Raw genomic sequence first — 17,983 nt, 5'->3', positions numbered from 1 at the left:
CCTCTCTGCGAGTTGGAACCGGAGAGAGGGTCAGCAAACAGGGAAACCGATACGCAATAGAACGTGAAGCATTCCCGAGTGAGCCGTATCCTTATCCGCGAAGGATTTCGTCTGCTGCATCTTAAGGCAGGTCTCCTGACTTATAGGTTCGCGACGCGCCTCGCCTTCCCGTCCGATCGGACAGTGGCATGTGGAGGCCGTCCCTATTTCACAGTGGCGGGACCGTGCCGGACTTGCACCGGCTTCCCTTTTAACCCGTTGCGTCTGCCATCCAAGTTGAACCGTTGAAGAGGAAGCCCATTCCCTTTCTCCATTTCATTGGGTCATCTCTTCGACGTATCTTGAGTTCAACTTATCTGGCAACAACGCAGCGGGCACCTTAAGATTTAGAGTCTATTCAATTGCCGCAAGCTACCAATCACTTGGAATTATAGCCCGGGAGGCAGGGGATTGCAACAGTTAATGCGGAACGAATCCGAAGCTATTCGTAGTAATACATGAAGCCGATCGCGCCGACGCCCGTGTGCGTGCTGATGATCGGCGTCGTATCCTCGATTCTGATCTTGTCGTAGCCCGTCCGCTCGACGATCGTCTCTTTCAGCTTGGACGCGAGCTCGTGTCCGGCGGCATGAACGAGGCCGACTCCCCGGACGACCTTGCCCTTGACGTCCTCGGCGAACTGCTTCGCCAAGTACTCGACGATCTGCGCCTTGCTCCGCACTTTGGCGACCGGCGTATACTCGCCTCCGTCCAGGCTGGCGATGATCTTGATCTTCAGCAGCGAGCCGATCCACGCTTTGCCCTTGCCGATGCGGCCACCCTTGACCAAGTTGTCGAGCGTATCGACGACGACGAACAGCCGCGTGTTCTTGCGAATCCATTCCAGCCGCTCGACGATCTCGCTTACGCTCTTGCCGGCTTTGGCCATCTCCGCAGCCTCGACGACTTGAAAGCTAAGCGCTTTCGAAATATAGCGGGAATCGACCACGGTGACGCTCGCCTCCGACATTCCCGCGCCCATCTCGGCCGAACGCACCGTCCCGCTCATCCCCCCCGTCATATGGATCGACAAAATGTCGCTCCCGTCTCTGCCAAGGCGGTCGTAGGCTTCCAGGAAAACTCCGGCCGGCGGCTGGGAGCTCTTCGGAAGCTCGGGGGACGCCTGCATTTTCTCGATAAACTCGGTCGGCGTAATGTCCACCCGGTCCAAATAAGTGTCGTTCCCGATGCTGATCGATAGCGGAACGACCTCGATCTCGTGCTGGCTCAATTCCTCGTCCGACAGATCGACGGTCGAATCCGTAACGATCTTGATTTTGCTCATTGGACTTCCTGCTTTCGTGATAGACTTTGCCGCAGCTTCCCATGTAGTCTATCATCCCGGCTCCGCCTACCGCAACTTTGTTGGTCTATATAATGCTGAACCAATAAAAGGGATGCCTATTGCATTCCGAAAGGGATATTACGGTTTATTCCGACAAATGCTTGCGGATCAGCTCGGCCTTGAGCTCGAGCACGGCAGGACTGTAGTTGACGCGGTAAGGCTCCGGATTCAGCTTGCGCAGATGCTCCGGCCAGAACAGCGCAAGCTGCTTGGCGTGCTCGTCGCGAATGTCGTCCAGCTCTGGCAGACGATAGACCGGCTCTCCCTCCGCGAACACGGACAGCAGCAGCGGAATCGCCCGGTAACGGTCGACCCGCTTGAACCGGTGGGGGTGGAGCGGATCCAACAGCGTAAGTGGCCTGCCTTCGGCAATGTCGGCGTCCCCGGGCAGCGTCACGTAATCGGCTTCCGCCATGCCGTTGTCCGCGTTGACGATGCGGTACGCTTCCTTCACGCCGGGATTGGAGATTTTCTCGGGATTTCCCGAGATTTTGATGACCGGTTCCAGCTCTCCCGCTTTCTCCCTGGCCACCAGCTTATAGACGCCGCCGAGAGCGGGCTGATCGAACGCGGTAATGAGCTGGGTCCCTACTCCCCAGCTGTCGATCTTAGCGCCCTGGGCTTTCAATTCGGCGATCAGGTTCTCGTCCAGATCGTTCGAAGCGACGATCTTCGCGTCGGCGAAGCCCGCCTCGTCCAGCATCGCCCTGGCGCGCTTGGACAAGTAGGCCAAGTCGCCGCTGTCCAGGCGGATGCCCTTCAGCCGCTTGCCCTGCCGCTCCAGCTCGCGCGCGATGCGGATCGCGTTCGGAACGCCGCTCTTCAGCGTATCGTACGTATCGACCAGCAGCGTGACATGGTCGGGAAGCGCCTCGGCGTACTCGCGGAACGCCGCCTCTTCGCTGTCATGGCCTTGAACCCAGGCATGCGCGTGCGTGCCCGCGGTCGGAATGCCGAACTTCATGCCGGCGAGCAGGTTCGACGTCGCATGGAAACCGGCGATATAGGCGGCTCTCGCCCCCCAGATCGCGGCATCCGCTTCCTGTGCGCGCCTCGTGCCGAATTCGAGCAGCAGCTCGTCGGGAGCGACTTGCTTGATTCTCGAAGCCTTCGTCGCGAGCAGCGTCTGGTAGTTAACGAAGTTGAGCAGCGCCGTCTCGATCAGCTGGGCCTCGAACACTCTCGCTTCCACGCGCACGAGCGGCACGTTCGGGAATACAGGAGTCCCCTCCGGTACCGAATAAATGCTGCCCCCGAACTTGAAGCCGCGCAGCTCGTCGAGGAAAGCCTCGTCATAGCGTTCCTCCTGCGTCCGCAAGTAGCGGATCTCTTCCTCGCCGAACGACAGCTTGCGCACGTAGTCGACCAGACGCTCCAGCCCGGCGAACACCGCGTAGCCGTTGCCGAACGGCAGCTTGCGGAAATACGCTTCGAATACGGCCCGTTCGTTGTTCGTTCCGCGCTTCCAATGCGCATACATCATGTTGATCTGATATTTGTCCGTATGAAGCGTCAAGTTCGCTTCGCTCATGGCGGCAGTTCCCCTTTTCTCTCGCGATTACCGATAGTCCCGGACGACTTCGGCGCCCAGCACGCCCTCGAAGTGTCCGAGCGCCCATTCGTGGCCCTGCGGATTAAAGCTGGCGACCGCGTCGGCATGCACGAATGTACGGAAGCCCTTATTGTAGGCATCCACGGCCGTGTGCAGCACGCAGATGTCGGTGCATACGCCGACGAGATGAACCTCCCTGACGTCCCGTTCGCGCAGCTTCAGCTCCAGATCGGTTCCGCAGAAGGCGCTGTATCTCGTTTTGTCCATCCAATAGACGCTGTCCCGGGCCTCCGCGTACCATTCATCCAGCTTGCCGTACAGCTTCCGGCCGTCCGTGCCCCGAATGTTGTGAGGCGGGAACAGCTTCGTCTCCGGATGGAACGCGTCCCCCTCCTCGTGCAAGTCGACCGCCATGACGACCCAATCTCCCTGCTCCGCAAAACGCCGCGCGATCTCGCACACTCTATCCTCGATAGCGATTCCCGGCTCTCCGACCGGCAGCTTTCCGACGACGAAATCGACCGTATAATCGATCACGATCAAAGCTTTCATAGCTCGCATCCCCTCCATAGTCTTCATCCCCCTATTGTCGTACAGCCGGAGGAAAAAATCAAAGCTGCGCTATGGCCGGGCCGATCCGAACGATCGGCAAAACGGAGCATCCACGTCAGACGCGCTCGCGTCCGGGAATGCTCCGTTAGAGAGTTCGACTATCCTTTTACAGCGGAGCCGACCGTCATCGCCTTCTCGACCTGTTCGCTGAACAGAATGTAGATCAGCACCGTCGGCAGCGAGGCGATCGTCATCGCGGCGCCCATAGCGCCCCAATCGGTCGTGAATTGTCCCTGGAAAAACTGCAGGCCGAGCGGCAGCGTCTTCAGCGCTTCGGCCGAGATCAGCATAAGCGCGATCGGATATTCGTTCCACGCGGCCAGGAAGACGAAGATGACCATGGTGGCGATCGAAGGCTTCACGAGAGGCAGCATGATTTTGAAGAACGTCTGATAAATGTTCGCCCCGTCCAGGCAGGCGGACTCCTCCAATTCGTTCGGTATCGTCCGGAAAAATCCGAAAAACACCATCGTCGAGAATGAGAGGTTAAACGCGATATACGGAATGATCAGCGATGCGTAGGTGTTCGTGAGATTGAAATCGCGGACGAGAATGGCCAGCGGAATCATGACCACTTGAACTGGCACGAACATGCCGATGACGACATACATCTGCGCGAACGTCTTCCCCTTCCAACGCAATCTTGCCGCTGAGTAGGCGAACATGACGGCGAGGCTGATCGTTCCGAAGATCGTCACGACCGTTACGAGTACGCTGTTCAGGAAATACTGCGGCACGTTGAATTCGGATATCGCCGAAACGTAGTTTTCGAAACGGAGCTGCGTCGGGAACCCGAACGGATTCGTCACGAAAATCTCGTTATTGTCCTTAAGCGAATAGAAAACCATCCATATAAGAGGATAAACGGAAACGATCGCGTATCCCCACAGGAAAATTTGGAACAGCGGATTGCTTTTGCGCAACTTCGAGAGCATGGGGCAGCCTCCTTTCTGTACGGCTTGGTCTAGTACACGATCCGTTCGCGCGCGACGAGGCGGTTAATCGCGAACGTCACGATCAGGCATTCGATAATCAGGAACGCGGCGGCCGTCGTGCCGTAGCCGTATTCGCCGACGCGGAAAGCTGAACGGTACATCATGTACGTCAGCGTGTACGTATCGGTGCCCGGTCCGCCGCCCGTCATGATCTGCATGTTGGCGAAGGCGTTAAGACCGCCGGTAATCGCCAGCACGAGGCAGAACTTGTACGTCTCGGACATAAGCGGAATCGTCACTTTCCAGTGGGCTTTCCATTTCTCGGCGCCGTCGATCTTCGCGGCCTCGAGATACTGCTCGGGAATCGAGTTCGCCGCGGCGAGCAGCAGCGCGAAGTGATAGCCCATGTTCTGCCAGGCGTTCACGACGGCGACGGCGTAGATTGCCGTATCGCCGTTGGACAGCCAGTCCTGGCGATAAGAAATGCCCAGCGCTTCGAACGCTTTGTTGATCAATCCGTATTCCCCGTTGTACATGGCCAGCCAGAGCTGACAAACGACCGTAACGGACAGTACGACCGGGATGAAGTAGCTGATCCGCAGAAACTTCCTGCCGCGCACCATCTTATTGGAGATCGTCAGCGCCAGCACCGTGCCGATGCCGATCTGCAGCACCGCGATGACGGCGGCGAAAATGATCCCGTTCTTCAGAGATGTATAGAACAAGCGGTCTTCGAACAGCCGCTTGTAGTTGTCCAATCCAATGAACGTGCCTTCCGTAAGACCGTTCCAGTCGTACAGGCTGCGATAGAACACTTGCAGCGTCGGCCACATGACGATCACGCTAAACAGCAGTATCGTCGGCAACGTAAACAACAGAATCGCCGTCTTGTTTCCCAGAAACTTGTTCATGTTCTCTCGCTCCTTGCATGTCCGCAAAATAAAGCCACTTATACCGTGGGCGTATAAATGGCTTTATTTTGCGATTTATCGTGTACGCGGTCTTCCTTATTTCATGCCGTTCTCCAGATCGGCGATGAATTGGTCCGCCGTGTAGGATCCGCTAAGCAGCGCTTGGGAAGCGTCCTCGATCGCGGCTTTGAATTTGGTGTTCGACAATCCCCAAGCGAACGCGGTCGTGCTCGTCATGTTCGGCAGGTCTTGGGCCAGTTGCTCCATGAGCGGATCGTAAGCTTTCTCGACCGCCTTCTCGACTTTCGTCGATACGATCGGACTGCCTTTCTTCGTCACCTTGAACTCGGCGTATTTGAGCGCCATGAAGCTGGCCACTTCGGCCGCGAGCTCCTTGTGCTTCGTGTTGGCCGATACCGCGTATCCGCCCGGGTTGCCGCCGCCGCTGAACGCCATTTTGTTCGCTTCGTAGGAAGCGGCGTCAGGAGCCGGATAGTACATGTAACCGACTTTGTCTCCGAGCGCTTTCGTGGAAGCTTCGATCTCCCACTGGCCGTTGACGAACATCGCGGCCTTGCCTTCGTGGAACAGCGCCGCGGCTTGGTCGTAGTTCAGGTTCGTCGCGCCCTTAGGCAGCAGTCCGGCTTTGACGAGATCGACGATGTCTTGAGCGGCTTGCTTGTAGCCCGGGTCCGACGGCTTGGCTTGGCCTTTGTCCAGCGCGTTGATGCCGGCCGGATTGTAGCGCGTCGCGAAGATGTCGTAGAAGGCGACGTCCGGCCACTTCTCCTTGGCGAAGATGGACAGCGGCGTAATGCCTTTCGCCTTGAACGCGTCGATCGCAGCATGCATCTCTTCGAGCGTCGTCGGCACTTTCACGCCGTTTTGTTCGAACAATTCTTTGTTGTAGTACAGCAGAATTACTTCGTTGCCCGCGTACGGGAATGCGTATACGTGCTGGTCTTCCGTATAGAGCGTGTTCAAGGCGCTCGGCAGCATCTTGTCCTTGAAACCGAACTTGTCGACGTATTCGTCCAGCTGCAAAATATTGTTCGATTCCCTGAATACGTTGATCAGATCGAGTCCCGTGTTGAAGATGTCCGGCAAGTTGCCCGTAGCCGCGTACGTCTTCAGCTTCTGTCCGTCGTCTTGAGCCTGAATCTCGAGCTCCAGCTCGACGTTAGGCATCTCCTTCGCCAATTCGGCGACGGCGTAATCGTAGTAGCCCTTCGTGTCCTCGTCCGAATACTGCGCGTAAATCCGCAGCTTCGTCTTGCCTTCGGCCGAACCGCCGGCGGTGCTTTCCGCCTCTTTGTTGCCGGAGTTCGAACCGCAGGCCGACAAGGCTGCGGCCGTCAAAGACAGAGCCAGTCCCAGAGATAAAACTTTATTTATTTTCTTCATTTCGTTGAACCCCCCGCTTAATTGGTCGTACTTCATGGAAAGAAATAATCGATTCAGTGTGGGAACAACTCAAGTATACCGGGGGAGAACATTCACCAGAATGGACTATGTGCGGCTGAATTGGACTATCCGCGCATCTTTTCGAAATCTCTCGGAGAGGCTCCGTAATACTTCTTGAACGCCCGGCTGAAGTAGGCCGGATCGTTGTATCCGACCTGTTCGGCAATATCCGCGAGCTTGATCCGGCCTTCGAGCAGCAGCGCTCTCGCCTCTTCCATTCGCTTCTGCGTAATGTAATCGGTCACGGTAATGCCGTGCGTTTTTTTGAATACGCCTCTGAGGTAACTCGGATTAATGTACACCTGCTGTGCCAGCGTCTCGACCTTCAGCTCCGGATCGCGGTACTGCTCGTCGATCAGTTCCTTGGCGGTCTGCGCGATTTTGCCCGATTTGGTCTGCCTGTGCAGCGCCATGTATTCGATCGCCTTTAAATAAAGGTCGACGATCCAGCTTTCCGCCGCTTCAAAGGAATGCAGCGTCATAACGTCGCTGTACGGAAAAAAGTCTTCCCCGAAGCAATCTTCGATCGGATGGCCTTTCTCCGATACGCAGGACAAGCAGACCGAGACGAGACCCATGCAGATCGTGTAGACGTAGTCGAGAGAGAGCCGATCCTCGCGAATGCCCTTGAAAACCGCCCGAAGCGTCCGCTCCGCGCCAGGCCCGTCCCCCATCCGAAGCGCGATGAGCAAATCTTCGTTCGTCTGGGACGGAATAAACCCGCTGGCAAACCCTTTGACGCCTTGACTGCGCGAGTCGTATTCGATCACTCGTCCGTTGCCGACGACGAATTTGTATTGCAATGCCCGAAGCGCTTCCTTGTACGATTGCCGGATGCCCGCGATCTCTGAATGGAAAGTGCCCAAGCCGACCGCAATCGAAAACTTCAAGTATTTCCGGATGGAGGCGCACAGCCTTTCGTAGCTCTCCCTGATCGTATCCGGATCGCTCCCGCCGCTTGCCGGTTCGTAGACGCATATCGTCCGGCCTTCCGGTCCGTTGAAAATAAGCCGGTTCCCTTCGCCTTCGAGCGCCTCCGCCATAATGTTCGCCACCGCGAATTTCCATAGCTCCCGGTCGCCGACGTTGCTCCATTTCGCGTCTTTGGGATCGATCTCGACGCAGGCTACCTGAAAAAGGTTCGAAGCCTCCGGATAGCCGAGCTCGGCCAGACGGGCGCGGATTTCTTCCGGTTTCTGTTCCTCGCTCTCGAGCAGGCGATTGAGAAAGCCTTCCTTCCACATCGCTTCGTTCGCCTTGAGCGTCAGCTCGCGATCCTTCGTTTCCCGGATTTCGGTCTGGAGCTTGGAGAGCGTGAGCAGCAGTTCCTCCTTAGTGAACGGCTTCAGCAAATAGTCCTCGACGCCGATTCGAATCGCTTTCCTCGCGTATTCGAATTCGTTATGCCCGGTAATGATGACGATGCCGATCGCCGGATAACGCCGCTTCAGCTCTTGCGAGAGCTCCAGCCCGTCCATGAACGGCATGTTGATGTCGACCAGCGCGATGTCCGGACGTTGAGCGTCCGCGAGCTCCAGCGCCTCGATTCCGTTGCGGGCTTCGCCGCAAATTTGGAACCCGTACTTCTCCCAGGGCAGTACTATTTTTAGAAAATCCCGAAAAATAGATTCATCGTCCGCTATAAGCACTTTAATCATCTGTCGTCACTCCGTTCTTCTCGACGGACGGCAGCGTCACCGTTACCGTCGTTCCCCGTCCGGGTTCGCTGGCGATCGCCAATCCGTACTGCTCGCCGAAGGATAGCCGAATGCGCTCGTTCACGTTGCGCAAGCCGAACGATCCCTCCTTCTCCTCGGAGGGGTCCGCCGGCGGCCGCAGCAGCGCAGGAAGCTTCTCCCCCGGTATACCGACCCCGTCGTCCGTCACTTCGAGGACGATCAACCCCCTGCTTCGATAACCGCGAATCAGCAGGCGTCCCGGCTCCCGCTTCAGCTTTAAGCCGTGATAAATCGCGTTCTCGATCAGAGGCTGCAGCGTCAGCTTCAGAATAGGATGGGGCATAATGCCCGGATCGACGTCAATCGAATAAGTGAACACGTCCGAATAGCGAATATGCTGGATCGCCAAGTAATCCTGGACGAGCCGCACTTCCTGCTCGATCGTGATCATCTCTCTTCCCTGATTCAGGGTCAGCCTGTAGAAGTCGGCCAACGCTTTCGTCGTGCGCTGGACATCCTTGATTCTCCCCATCTCGGACAATGCGTAGATGACGTCCAGCGTGTTGTATAGAAAATGAGGCTTGATCTGCGATTGAATCAACGCGAGCTCGTACTCCCGCTTCTGCTTCTGCTCGACCTTGATGTTGGCGAGAAGCCCCTTCATTCTCCGGATCATCTCATTAAAGCCCGTCGCGAACAAGCCCAATTCGTCCTTGGAGTCGATGACGAGCCGTTCGTCCAGATCGCCTTCCTGGAAGCCTTTCATGCTCTTGGCCAGCCGGATGATCGGCCGGGCGATCCATTGCGACAAATACGTGACGCCTATCGTCGCCAGCAGCAGGCACAGGCCGGCCACGATCGCCAGCGTAAGCTTGATCTGGGTCAAGTCGGTCGTCAAAGCGCTGAGCGGCGTAACGCTCGCCAGCTTCCATCCGAGCATCGGGAAGCTTCGGATCGTGAGCAGCATCTGCTCTCGCTGAATGGGACGGATCGACGTCGCGTCGTCATGCTCCTTGATCCAGGACGCCAGCTCGGCGTCTTCGACGGGCCGGAGCAGCGCGTCGTCCCTGCTCGCGGATACGACGCTTCCGCCTTCGTCCACGATCAAGTAGCGGGCGGAAGGCTCCGCATTCATCGTTCGCAGCACGGCGGACAGCCGGCTTTCCTTCAAGTTCAGCAGCAGCACGCCGAGTGTACGCCCCGTCTTGATGTCGATGATCTTCTTGCCCGCGGTCAGCACAGGAGTTTGTTCGTCCGTTACCCAATAGTCCCTGCGCTGCATCGGCAGCCACAGATTGATCCCGTTCGTCGCGTCGACCTCGGCGTAGATGGCGTCGGAAGCCGGGGCCCGCTTCTCCTCGAGCTTCGGATGGGAGCCGTATACTCTCCTGGATGTATCGATAAAAACCGCCGAATCGACGTCAGGGAATACGAGCAGCGCGAGACTGATCTGGGTGGTAATCGCGGTATAGCGCGCCAGATCGAACTCCGCGGAAGAAGCGGGATTGGCGGAGATCGCGCGATTCAAATTCAAGCTGAGCATGTTCGCGCTGCTCTCGACGTTGCCGAGCATGCCGTTCAGACGGCTGATGATCAGTCCGGAATTGTCGGCGAAACTCTTGGCCGTCTTGTCGACGATCGCGTTGGAATAGACCGCGTTGCCCGCATATCCGAGAATCAGGAACGGAATCAGCAGCAACGGCATGTAGACGAGCCAAATTTTCGTGCGGATTCTGCGATCCCTGAACCATCCGCCGATCGTGCGCGTACGTTGTTCGTTCATCCGGGCTCTCCTCCCCTTGTTTGCAGCGGAATTCGCTGCTTGTCCCGCACTGGCTCCTGCTATCGAATAATCATACCGATACGGACTCGGAATTTGCAACCGGCAGCTTAATTGGCGGTCGGATGTTTGGCGGGGAAGCCGGGGCGGGGATCGATCTTTTCGGACATGCGAAGGAGCCATCCTATAAGTAAAATAAGGCGTACTGGAATCTGGTACGACTTACTTATAGGACGGCTCCTGCCCTCTCTATTTCGTTATGATGGCGACTCAGGAGCGGAAAAACTCCGTCTTCGTTCTCAGCTCGGCGGATTTGGCTCGCAGAGAGTCCGTAGAAGCGGCGATCTCTTCCATAACGGCCGTCTGCTCCTGGGACGCGGAGAATACCTGTTGCGCCCCGAGCCGTATCCGATCCGCCACTTGCGCCACGCGGCGTGATTCGTTCAACTGCACGTTCGCCTGCTTGGCTTGACGGGAGATGTCCGCGGCCATCGATTCGACGAGGTCGACGACGCGCTGGGCTTCCTCGTTCACTTCGCGGAAAGCGGCGGCGAACTGCTGGCCGTTCTCCGCTTCGCGCTCGGACAGCTCATACTGGGAACGAATGTGGCCGACCGCCCTGCCTACCTCTTCCTGAATATGACGAATGAGCGTGCGGATGTTTTTGACCGAACCGGCGCTCTCGTCGGCGAGCGACTTCACCGCATGGGCGACGACTTCGAAGCCGCGGCCCTCTTCCCCCGCTCTCGCCGCTTCGATCGAGGCGTTCAGCGCCAGCAGATGCGTCTGGTCCGCGATCTCTCCGACGACGTTGGAGATTGTGCCAATCTGCTGAGCGTAATCGCTCAGCTTCTCGACGACGTCCATCGCTTCCTTGTTCAGCTCGGACAACTGCCGCATGCCGCCGATCAGCGACCGGAACACTTCCTCGCTCTGCGCGGCGGCGTGATTCATCTGGCCGACCCGCTCGCGGGCGACGGTCGCTTCTTCGCTCATCCGGCCCGCGACCGCAGCCAGCGTCTCCGCGTCCAGGTGCAGCCGATCCGCCGATTCCGCCTGCGTCTGCGTGCCGGAAGTAATCGCTTCCGATTCGCTCGTCATCTGCTCGATCTGGCCGGCCGCTTGTCCGATCGCTTCCTGCAGCTCCTTGACGTGCGAGTCGGTAAGCCTCGTATTTTCCTTAATGCCGTCGATCATCGTCCTGAGCTGCTTCAGCATCGTTTCGAAAGCTTCGCCAAGCTCCTGCATCTCGTCGCCGGAGGACGGGGGAGCCACGTTGGCCCGCAAATTCCCTTTGGCTGCCTCCCTTGCTGCCGTAGTCAACGACAGCAGCGGCCGAAGCAGCCACTTCGCCGCGAAAAAACCGAACAGGCCGGTCCAGAAAATGCCGAACAGCAGCGTCAGCAGAACAAACAGCCATCCGGACATGAAATCGAACATATCTTTAAGTACTAAGAGAAAGAAGGCGCTGGTCGCGTAAGTAACGGCCGATGCCGCCGTAATTCCGATAACCATCTTCTTGACGATTCCGAATTTCGTTTTCATGAAGCTTCCCCCTCGTTGCCTGAATATTCTTCCATTGAAGCATGCATTCGACAAGGATACTGTGATATACTTCACATTTTAAGGAGGAAGGCGGTATGATCCTAGCAACCATCGCGGCTCTGCTGTTGATTGTTACGGCGATAGGCCTATATGGCGTCGCGGGCGAGCGCGGGCGACTGCGCATCGTCCATCAGACGATTCGTTCCTCCCGCATTCCGCCGGGCTTCGACGGGGTAACGATCGTTCAATTCAGCGACACGCACCTCGGTCCGGGTTATTCTGTCGAACGGCTGGGCAAGCTCGTGGACACCGTCAACTCGCTCCGCCCCGATCTTGTCGTATTCACTGGGGATTTGCACGACGCGCGCCGAAGAGACAATATCGCCAAATACGACCCGTCGCCTCAGCTTGCGAGGATCGAGGCGCGACTCGGCAAGTTCGCCGTATACGGCAACCACGACTTCGGTCACGAGCGGACGCTCCGCTCGTCGGGCGCCTTCTTAAGCCGTGGCGGCTTCTCCGTTCTGATCAACGCGGCGCGGCGCATAACGCTTCCCGGAGGGGAGTTCATCACGGTCTCGGGATTGGACGATTACGTACTGGGCAAGCCGAACGCGCCCAAGGCGGTGTCCCGGCTGGAGAACGATCGCTTTAACCTGCTGCTCGTCCACGAGCCGGACGTGGCGGATCGGCTGATCCGTTACCCGATCGACCTGCAGCTATCCGGACATAGCCACGGCGGACAAGTGGCGCTGCCGCTTCTCGGCCCGATCGTGCGTACGCAGCTCGGCAGCAAGTACGTCAGCGGCCTGTACCGGATCGGCGGCCGATTCCGCGACAAGCGGCCTTACCTGCTGTACGTCAACCGCGGCATCGGAACGACGCGCATTCCGGTCCGATTCCGCTGCGTCCCGGAGCTGACCGTATTTACTTTGCTCCGGGAGGACGATTGAAGACTATCTACTTGTGACCCGTTCGCGCCCTCTCTTCCCTTCTTGCGGACGGACTTGCTTCCAGTCTGCGCCACAAGAACGCGACCGCGACGACGAACAGGGCCGACGCCGCGGGGAACCACCCTCTGCCTAAAGCTCCCAGTGCGGGCAGGCGGTCGTGGATGAACGCAACGTCCCCTAGCATCTGCCCGGCCGTGAAGCCGAGTATGGCCGAGCCGACCCAGACGATGAACGGATAACGGGTCAGCGCCTTAAGTATCAATTGGCTGCCCCATATAATGAGCGGAATGCTCAGCGCGATGCCCGCCGACATCAGCCACAGGTCGTTGTCCGCGATGGCGGCGATCGCCAGCACGTTGTCGAGGCTCATGATCAGATCGGACAGCAGGATGATGGCTACCGCCTTGCCGAGAGACGAGCTTCCGGCTACCTGCTTCTCCTCCCCGTCGTCCAGCAGCAGGTGAATCGCGATATATAGAAGTAGTAGCGATCCTATCAACCGCACGGCCGGAATGTCGAGCAGCGCGATCGCGGCGATCGACAAGACGATGCGCAGCAGCACAGCCCCCAGCGCTCCCGCCCAGATCGCCCTCTTGCGCAGACGCTCGGGCAAGCTCCGGCTGGCCATGGCGATCACGACCGCATTGTCCCCGCTAAGCACGATATTGACCAGCAAAATTTCCAACAACAGCAACAGCTTATCCCACATGTCGTTCTCCTCATCTTCAATTTGCGGCAAGTTCGACGATTGCCGGGTACAACGGAATCATTATTGCCCAAATCGGCCATATTCATAGTCTAGGATCGCATAGGGATTGAATGAGCCCGGCGAATGCGCGATGATAGTAGAAGAAACGGAATGGAAAGGAGGTCGGCAAAGTGGATTATATGACCCATACTCTGTTCGGAGTCGCCATCTACGGAGCGTTGAAAAAGACGGACATGGACGTCAAAACGAAATGGGCGTTCTTCGGAGCTTCCGTCGGCTCGAGCGTCATCCCGGACATCGACATTCAATGGGCTCGGGCCGGGGCGGATTACTTGATGTCGCACCGGGGGATCACCCATTCTTTATTGATGGTCCCCGTCTGGGCAGGGATGTTCTCCTTGCTGGCCTGGCTCTTCTTCCGCGTGAAGGACCGGCGATTGTTCTGGACCGCCTTCGCCGGAGTGCTGCTGCATATCGTCAGCGACTGGACGAACGCCTGGGGGACGGGACTGCTTGAGCCGTTCACCTCGCGCAGGTACGCCATCGGTATCATTCCCAACAAAGGCTACGTATTCTGGGCGATGGCGGCCGCAATCGTCCCCTTCCTGCTGCTCTTTCGCGGCGAGAAGCAGCGAACACGGCTATTTCGCGTCTTCTGGGGTCTGGCAGCGCTCTACGCAGGATTTCAAATCGCCCATTCCGCTTACGTCTACGCGGATTTGAAAAAAGACGACTTCGATCGGGTGGCGATCCGCGCGGACCGGTATCCGGGAGGCCTTTCGTATTACGCGAAAAGAGACCTCGAAGTCGTCGAGGGACGACACGAGATCGGAGGAGCAAGCGGGGTCGTGCGGGAACACCGGATCGATCCGGTGGACGTTGAAGCTTTAATGCTGGACCCTTCGGCCAGAAGTTTGCTTCTGTTCGCTCCCTTCGTGGTCACGCAGGATCTTGGAGACGAGATCCGCGTATTCGATCCTCGCTTCTCGGACAGAGTCTCGATGCTCAGCGTCAACGTTCCGAAAGCGTAGCCTTAGAGGATCCGGTCCGAAGCGGCTTCGCTTAGACCGGATCCTTCAACTCGTTATTCTCACGTTCGCGAACTCGACATGGATGTCGGTGCGAAACCGCGCCCCTTGTAGATCTAAACGGAGGCAGCCTCCGAAAGCGACGCGCTGACGCACGGCTTCGGAGGCTGTCGGGGATACGCCGGACTCGACTCGGTCAGGCGCCTTCTATAATTGATTTGATCGTTTCCAGGGGCAGCTTGGGCACGCGGTCGTACGTCAGCAGGCCGTTGATCTCCTGCTCGACGTCGGTCAGCTGCGTATAGCAGAAGCCCTGTACGACGTCCGATTTCAGCAGCGGATGAATGACCGCCCGCAGCCGATCGGCGTAATCCTCGTCGTTCTCGGCTCCGGAATAGCCCCAGCCTTCCCACTCGCTCTTCTTGTAGCCGATTCCCCCGAACTCGGTGACGAGAATCGGCTGGCCCGCGTAGGAATAACCGCCGACGGACAATCTGCGGCCCGCTGGCAGCGCGCTCGTCGCCTTCTCCGGCGAGCTGTACCGCTCCTCCAGCACTTCGCGACGCCACTCGTAATCGTGAATGTTGAACAGGTCCGTCGCGACCATCTCCCAACCGTCGTTGGAGACGACCGGCCGCATCGGGTCAAGCGACTTCGTCAAGTGGTACATCGTCAACGCGTGCTGCTGCTGCCGCTTGTCGATCTGAATGTTCGGCACGCCCCAGCTTTCGTTGAGCGGCACCCAAGCGACGATGGACGGATGGTTGTAATCGCGCTCCATCGACTCCTGCCATTCGTTCACGAAACGGCGCACGTACTTCTCTGAATATTGATACGCGTTGGCCGCTTCGCTCCAGACGAGCAGGCCGAGCTTGTCGCACCAGTAGAGATAGCGAGGGTCCTCCAGCTTCTGGTGCTTGCGCACTCCGTTGAAGCCCATCGCCTTCGTCAGCTCCACGTCCCGTCTAATCGCCTCGTCGCTCGGCGGCGTCAGATTGCCGTCCGGGAAGTACCCTTGGTCAAGCACGAGCTTCTGAAAATACGGCCGGTTGTTCAGACAGAACTTGCCGTCTTCGATAGACACCTTGCGCATGCCGAAATAGCTGGAAGCTTCGTCGATCGCGACGCCGCCGCTTCGCAGCGTGAAGCGCACATCGTACAGGTTCGGTTTCTCCGGGGACCACCAGCGTCCTTGGGAATGGTCGTTGAAGTCCGTCAGACGGATCGTTCTCGTCTCCTCTTCGTTGTTCACCCGCACGATATCGCGGGTGACGGAAGCCCCTTGATAGGAGATGTCGATCTCCAGCGTCAAATCGTTCTGCTGGCCGGTCAACCCTCCGAAAAAGACCCGCATCTCGATGTCGTTGCGATCGATGTCCGGCGTGAAGCGGACTTTGTCCACGTAAGTCTGTCCGACCGCTTCCAGCCACACCGTCTGCCATATGCCAGTCGTGCGGGTATAGAAGATGCTGGCCGAATCCGTCAGCCAATACTGCTTGCCCCGCGGCAGCGTAACGTCCCTGCTGTAATCGACGGCTTTGACGACGAGCGTATTGGTGCCGCTCGGGTTAACGATACCCGTAATGTCGGCGCTGAAGGGCGTGTGGCCGCCTTCATGCCTTGCCGCCAGCTTGCCGTTCACCCATACCGTCGCCTCGTAATCAACTGCCCCGAAATGCAAAATCGTGCGCTTGCCGGAGAAGGACGCAGGAACTTCGAATGCGGTTCTGTACCAGACGACGTCGTGAAAGCCGGGATCGCCGATACCGCTCAACCGGCTCTGGAACGCAAACGGCACCTGAATGCGCCGGGACAGCTCCTTCCCTCCCGCCTGCCACTGCTCCTTATCGCCAGCTCCGGCGTCGTCGAACTCGAATTCCCATTCTCCGTTCAGATTGATCCAATCCGCGCGCTCGAATTGCGGGCGCGGATGCTCCTGCCGAAATTTTGTCGCCATATTCGCAGCCTCCATAAGTTAACTAATTAATTAACTTGATAACTTTATAATTCACTTTACAGCTCATATTATCGAATAATCGTCTATTCAAGTCAACACTTGATTGTTTAATTAACTTTTGAGTTATATAATGAAAGAATTAAACGGCGAGGAGATTGTCATGATTATACAAGTCCATTCCCGCAACGCGGCCTATTTCGAATGCTTTGCCTCCGAAACCCGGCTGCGAATGATCGAACTGCTGAACGTCCGGCCCATGAACATCAAAGAGCTCGCGTCCGAGCTGCAACTGTCCTCGGCCATCGTGACGAAGCATATACAGAAGCTTGAAGAATCGGGAATCGTCGGGACGGAAAGCGTGTCGGGACTGCGAGGGAGACAGAAGGTGTGCCGACTGCTGCCCGACAACGTAACGCTGCAGTTCAGGACGCCGGAGGAGAAGGACGTCCGGCAATATTCGGTGTCCGTGCCGATCGGCCAGTTCTCCGACTTCCAGGTCAAGCCGACGTGCGGCCTGACGTCCGAGCACGCCCTGATCGGAATGGTCGACGACCCCCGCTACTTCTCGGATCCGGAGCATGTGAAGGCCAAGCATCTCTGGTTCGCCAGCGGCTTCGTCGAGTATCGGATTCCCAATTACCTCGTCGGCAGCCAGAACGCGCAAAGCCTCAGCCTGTCGCTCGAGCTGTGCTCCGAAGCTCCCGGCTACAACGAGAACTGGCCCTCCGACATTACGTTCTCGATCAACGGAGTCGAGATCGGCGTCTGGACATGCCCCGGCGACTACGGGAGTCAGCGCGGCGCGCACACCCCGGCATGGTGGAACATGGGCACGCAGCACGGGCTGCTGAAGACGCTGACGGTCCGGTCCGACGGCACCTATCTGGACGGAATCCGTCTGTCGGATACGGACATCTCCCGCCTTGGCATACGCTACGGAGAAGACATCCGCTTCCGCATCGCCAGCCGCGAAGACGCCGAGCACCCGGGCGGCGTCAGCCTGTTCGGCCGCCATTTCGGCAATTACGATCAAGAGATCGAAGTGACGGTTCATTATTAACCCCTGTTCACGGGCCGCGATATCGGGTAATTGAAGTTTTCACGGCGGATGAAGGGGCGGAGGACCCGGATACGTTCGTCATGGGCATTCCCGATCACGAGATCGTCCGTTTCAAGTTTCTGAAGGTCGAGCTGAGAACGTTGGATTGGAGACGGTTTATCGCTTCGGAGAACCCGGTGGCTGCTGCTCTCTTGGTCAAAATGGGATACAATGAGAAGGAGAAAAGAGAAATGCGTTCGGCTTATTTGCGAATGCTTTTACGGCTTAGTTTCAAGCTAGATGATGCAAGAATAGCGCTGTTGATGTCGGTAGCCGATCTGTATTTCGAGCCCGACCAGGACGAAGACGAGAAGCTTCTGGACGAAATCTTGAAAGACTATCCGAAGGAAAGGGTGAAATTCATGGAACTGATGC

The 17,983-nt window shown here is 57.7% G+C and carries 14 protein-coding genes, 1 pseudogene and 1 riboswitch; of the genes and pseudogenes, 4 read left to right on the top strand and 11 right to left on the bottom strand.

Annotated features, from left to right (window positions below):
• Positions 1 to 108 precede the first annotated feature (108 nt).
• A riboswitch (cobalamin riboswitch) is annotated at positions 109 to 302 on the bottom strand.
• 179 nt (positions 303 to 481) lie between these two features.
• The 9 genes from ACESLM_RS14290 to ACESLM_RS14250 all read right to left on the bottom strand — a co-directional run bounded on the left by ACESLM_RS14290 (position 482) and on the right by ACESLM_RS14250 (position 11,862).
• Positions 482 to 1,324 carry a DegV family protein gene (locus tag ACESLM_RS14290; RefSeq protein WP_372632245.1) on the bottom strand — a complete coding sequence of 281 codons (843 nt, stop codon included), beginning with the start codon at positions 1,322 to 1,324 and terminating at the stop codon, positions 482 to 484.
• Between the two features lie 145 nt (positions 1,325 to 1,469).
• On the bottom strand, positions 1,470 to 2,915 hold the full coding sequence (locus tag ACESLM_RS14285; RefSeq protein WP_372632244.1) for a nicotinate phosphoribosyltransferase: 1,446 nt from the start codon (positions 2,913 to 2,915) through the stop codon (positions 1,470 to 1,472).
• Between the two features lie 27 nt (positions 2,916 to 2,942).
• Positions 2,943 to 3,488, bottom strand: coding sequence for a cysteine hydrolase family protein (locus ACESLM_RS14280; protein ID WP_372632243.1), 546 nt, complete (start codon positions 3,486 to 3,488; stop codon positions 2,943 to 2,945).
• Between the two features lie 158 nt (positions 3,489 to 3,646).
• Complete coding sequence (locus ACESLM_RS14275) at positions 3,647 to 4,483, bottom strand: carbohydrate ABC transporter permease (protein ID WP_372632242.1); 837 nt, start codon at positions 4,481 to 4,483, stop codon at positions 3,647 to 3,649.
• 29 nt (positions 4,484 to 4,512) lie between these two features.
• Positions 4,513 to 5,394 carry a carbohydrate ABC transporter permease gene (locus tag ACESLM_RS14270; protein WP_372632241.1) on the bottom strand — a complete coding sequence of 294 codons (882 nt, stop codon included), beginning with the start codon at positions 5,392 to 5,394 and terminating at the stop codon, positions 4,513 to 4,515.
• Positions 5,395 to 5,490: 96 nt separating this feature from the next.
• Entirely contained in the window at positions 5,491 to 6,798 is a 1,308-nt protein-coding gene (locus tag ACESLM_RS14265; RefSeq protein WP_372632240.1) for an ABC transporter substrate-binding protein, read from the bottom strand.
• Positions 6,799 to 6,923: 125 nt separating this feature from the next.
• A complete protein-coding gene (locus tag ACESLM_RS14260) occupies positions 6,924 to 8,516 on the bottom strand; it encodes a response regulator transcription factor (protein WP_372632239.1) in 1,593 nt (530 codons plus the stop codon).
• Entirely contained in the window at positions 8,509 to 10,320 is a 1,812-nt protein-coding gene (locus ACESLM_RS14255) for a cache domain-containing sensor histidine kinase (protein WP_372632238.1), read from the bottom strand. Before ACESLM_RS14255 ends, ACESLM_RS14260 begins: the two co-directional genes overlap by 8 nt.
• A gap of 267 nt (positions 10,321 to 10,587) precedes the next feature.
• Positions 10,588 to 11,862: a methyl-accepting chemotaxis protein gene (locus ACESLM_RS14250; protein WP_372632237.1), complete on the bottom strand. Its 1,275-nt coding sequence runs from the start codon at positions 11,860 to 11,862 to the stop codon at positions 10,588 to 10,590.
• Between the two features lie 95 nt (positions 11,863 to 11,957).
• Here ACESLM_RS14250 and ACESLM_RS14245 point away from each other — a divergent pair, with 95 nt between their 5' ends.
• Positions 11,958 to 12,815 carry a metallophosphoesterase gene (locus ACESLM_RS14245; protein WP_372632236.1) on the top strand — a complete coding sequence of 286 codons (858 nt, stop codon included), beginning with the start codon at positions 11,958 to 11,960 and terminating at the stop codon, positions 12,813 to 12,815.
• A gap of 7 nt (positions 12,816 to 12,822) precedes the next feature.
• Here ACESLM_RS14245 and ACESLM_RS14240 read toward each other — a convergent pair whose 3' ends face one another.
• Complete coding sequence (locus tag ACESLM_RS14240; RefSeq protein WP_372632235.1) at positions 12,823 to 13,524, bottom strand: TerC family protein; 702 nt, start codon at positions 13,522 to 13,524, stop codon at positions 12,823 to 12,825.
• A 179-nt stretch (positions 13,525 to 13,703) separates the two neighbouring features.
• On the opposite strand from ACESLM_RS14240, the gene ACESLM_RS14235 reads away from it, so the two are divergent.
• Positions 13,704 to 14,555, top strand: coding sequence for a metal-dependent hydrolase (locus tag ACESLM_RS14235; RefSeq protein ID WP_372632278.1), 852 nt, complete (start codon positions 13,704 to 13,706; stop codon positions 14,553 to 14,555).
• A 193-nt stretch (positions 14,556 to 14,748) separates the two neighbouring features.
• Here ACESLM_RS14235 and ACESLM_RS14230 read toward each other — a convergent pair whose 3' ends face one another.
• Complete coding sequence (locus ACESLM_RS14230) at positions 14,749 to 16,509, bottom strand: glycoside hydrolase family 2 protein (protein ID WP_372632234.1); 1,761 nt, start codon at positions 16,507 to 16,509, stop codon at positions 14,749 to 14,751.
• 160 nt (positions 16,510 to 16,669) lie between these two features.
• Between ACESLM_RS14230 and ACESLM_RS14225 the strand changes: the two genes are divergently transcribed.
• Both ACESLM_RS14225 and ACESLM_RS14220 read left to right on the top strand, forming a co-directional pair.
• The gene (locus ACESLM_RS14225; RefSeq protein WP_372632233.1) at positions 16,670 to 17,569 is read left to right on the top strand and encodes an ArsR/SmtB family transcription factor; all 900 of its coding nucleotides are present in this window, start codon (positions 16,670 to 16,672) and stop codon (positions 17,567 to 17,569) included.
• Positions 17,570 to 17,649: 80 nt separating this feature from the next.
• Positions 17,650 to 17,983 (top strand): annotated as a pseudogene (locus tag ACESLM_RS14220) (DUF4351 domain-containing protein); the annotation flags it as partial.

The organism is Cohnella sp. (assembly GCF_041641335.1).
Lineage (GTDB): Bacteria > Bacillota > Bacilli > Paenibacillales > Paenibacillaceae > Cohnella.
Note: the sequence above shows the minus strand (reverse complement) of the source record. Positions and strands in the feature narration are given on the sequence as shown.

Bases quoted from the DNA above. Each gene is read 5' to 3' on its own strand.
- ACESLM_RS14290 (WP_372632245.1), bottom strand. From the start codon at position 1,324: ATGAGCAAAATCAAGATCGTTACGGATTCGACCGTCGATCTGTCGGAC.
- ACESLM_RS14285 (WP_372632244.1), bottom strand. From the start codon at position 2,915: ATGAGCGAAGCGAACTTGACGCTTCATACGGACAAATATCAGATCAAC.
- ACESLM_RS14280 (WP_372632243.1), bottom strand. From the start codon at position 3,488: ATGAAAGCTTTGATCGTGATCGATTATACGGTCGATTTCGTCGTCGGA.
- ACESLM_RS14275 (WP_372632242.1), bottom strand. From the start codon at position 4,483: ATGCTCTCGAAGTTGCGCAAAAGCAATCCGCTGTTCCAAATTTTCCTG.
- ACESLM_RS14270 (WP_372632241.1), bottom strand. From the start codon at position 5,394: ATGAACAAGTTTCTGGGAAACAAGACGGCGATTCTGTTGTTTACGTTG.
- ACESLM_RS14265 (WP_372632240.1), bottom strand. From the start codon at position 6,798: ATGAAGAAAATAAATAAAGTTTTATCTCTGGGACTGGCTCTGTCTTTG.
- ACESLM_RS14260 (WP_372632239.1), bottom strand. From the start codon at position 8,516: ATGATTAAAGTGCTTATAGCGGACGATGAATCTATTTTTCGGGATTTT.
- ACESLM_RS14255 (WP_372632238.1), bottom strand. From the start codon at position 10,320: ATGAACGAACAACGTACGCGCACGATCGGCGGATGGTTCAGGGATCGC.
- ACESLM_RS14250 (WP_372632237.1), bottom strand. From the start codon at position 11,862: ATGAAAACGAAATTCGGAATCGTCAAGAAGATGGTTATCGGAATTACG.
- ACESLM_RS14245 (WP_372632236.1), top strand. From the start codon at position 11,958: ATGATCCTAGCAACCATCGCGGCTCTGCTGTTGATTGTTACGGCGATA.
- ACESLM_RS14240 (WP_372632235.1), bottom strand. From the start codon at position 13,524: ATGTGGGATAAGCTGTTGCTGTTGTTGGAAATTTTGCTGGTCAATATC.
- ACESLM_RS14235 (WP_372632278.1), top strand. From the start codon at position 13,704: ATGACCCATACTCTGTTCGGAGTCGCCATCTACGGAGCGTTGAAAAAG.
- ACESLM_RS14230 (WP_372632234.1), bottom strand. From the start codon at position 16,509: ATGGCGACAAAATTTCGGCAGGAGCATCCGCGCCCGCAATTCGAGCGC.
- ACESLM_RS14225 (WP_372632233.1), top strand. From the start codon at position 16,670: ATGATTATACAAGTCCATTCCCGCAACGCGGCCTATTTCGAATGCTTT.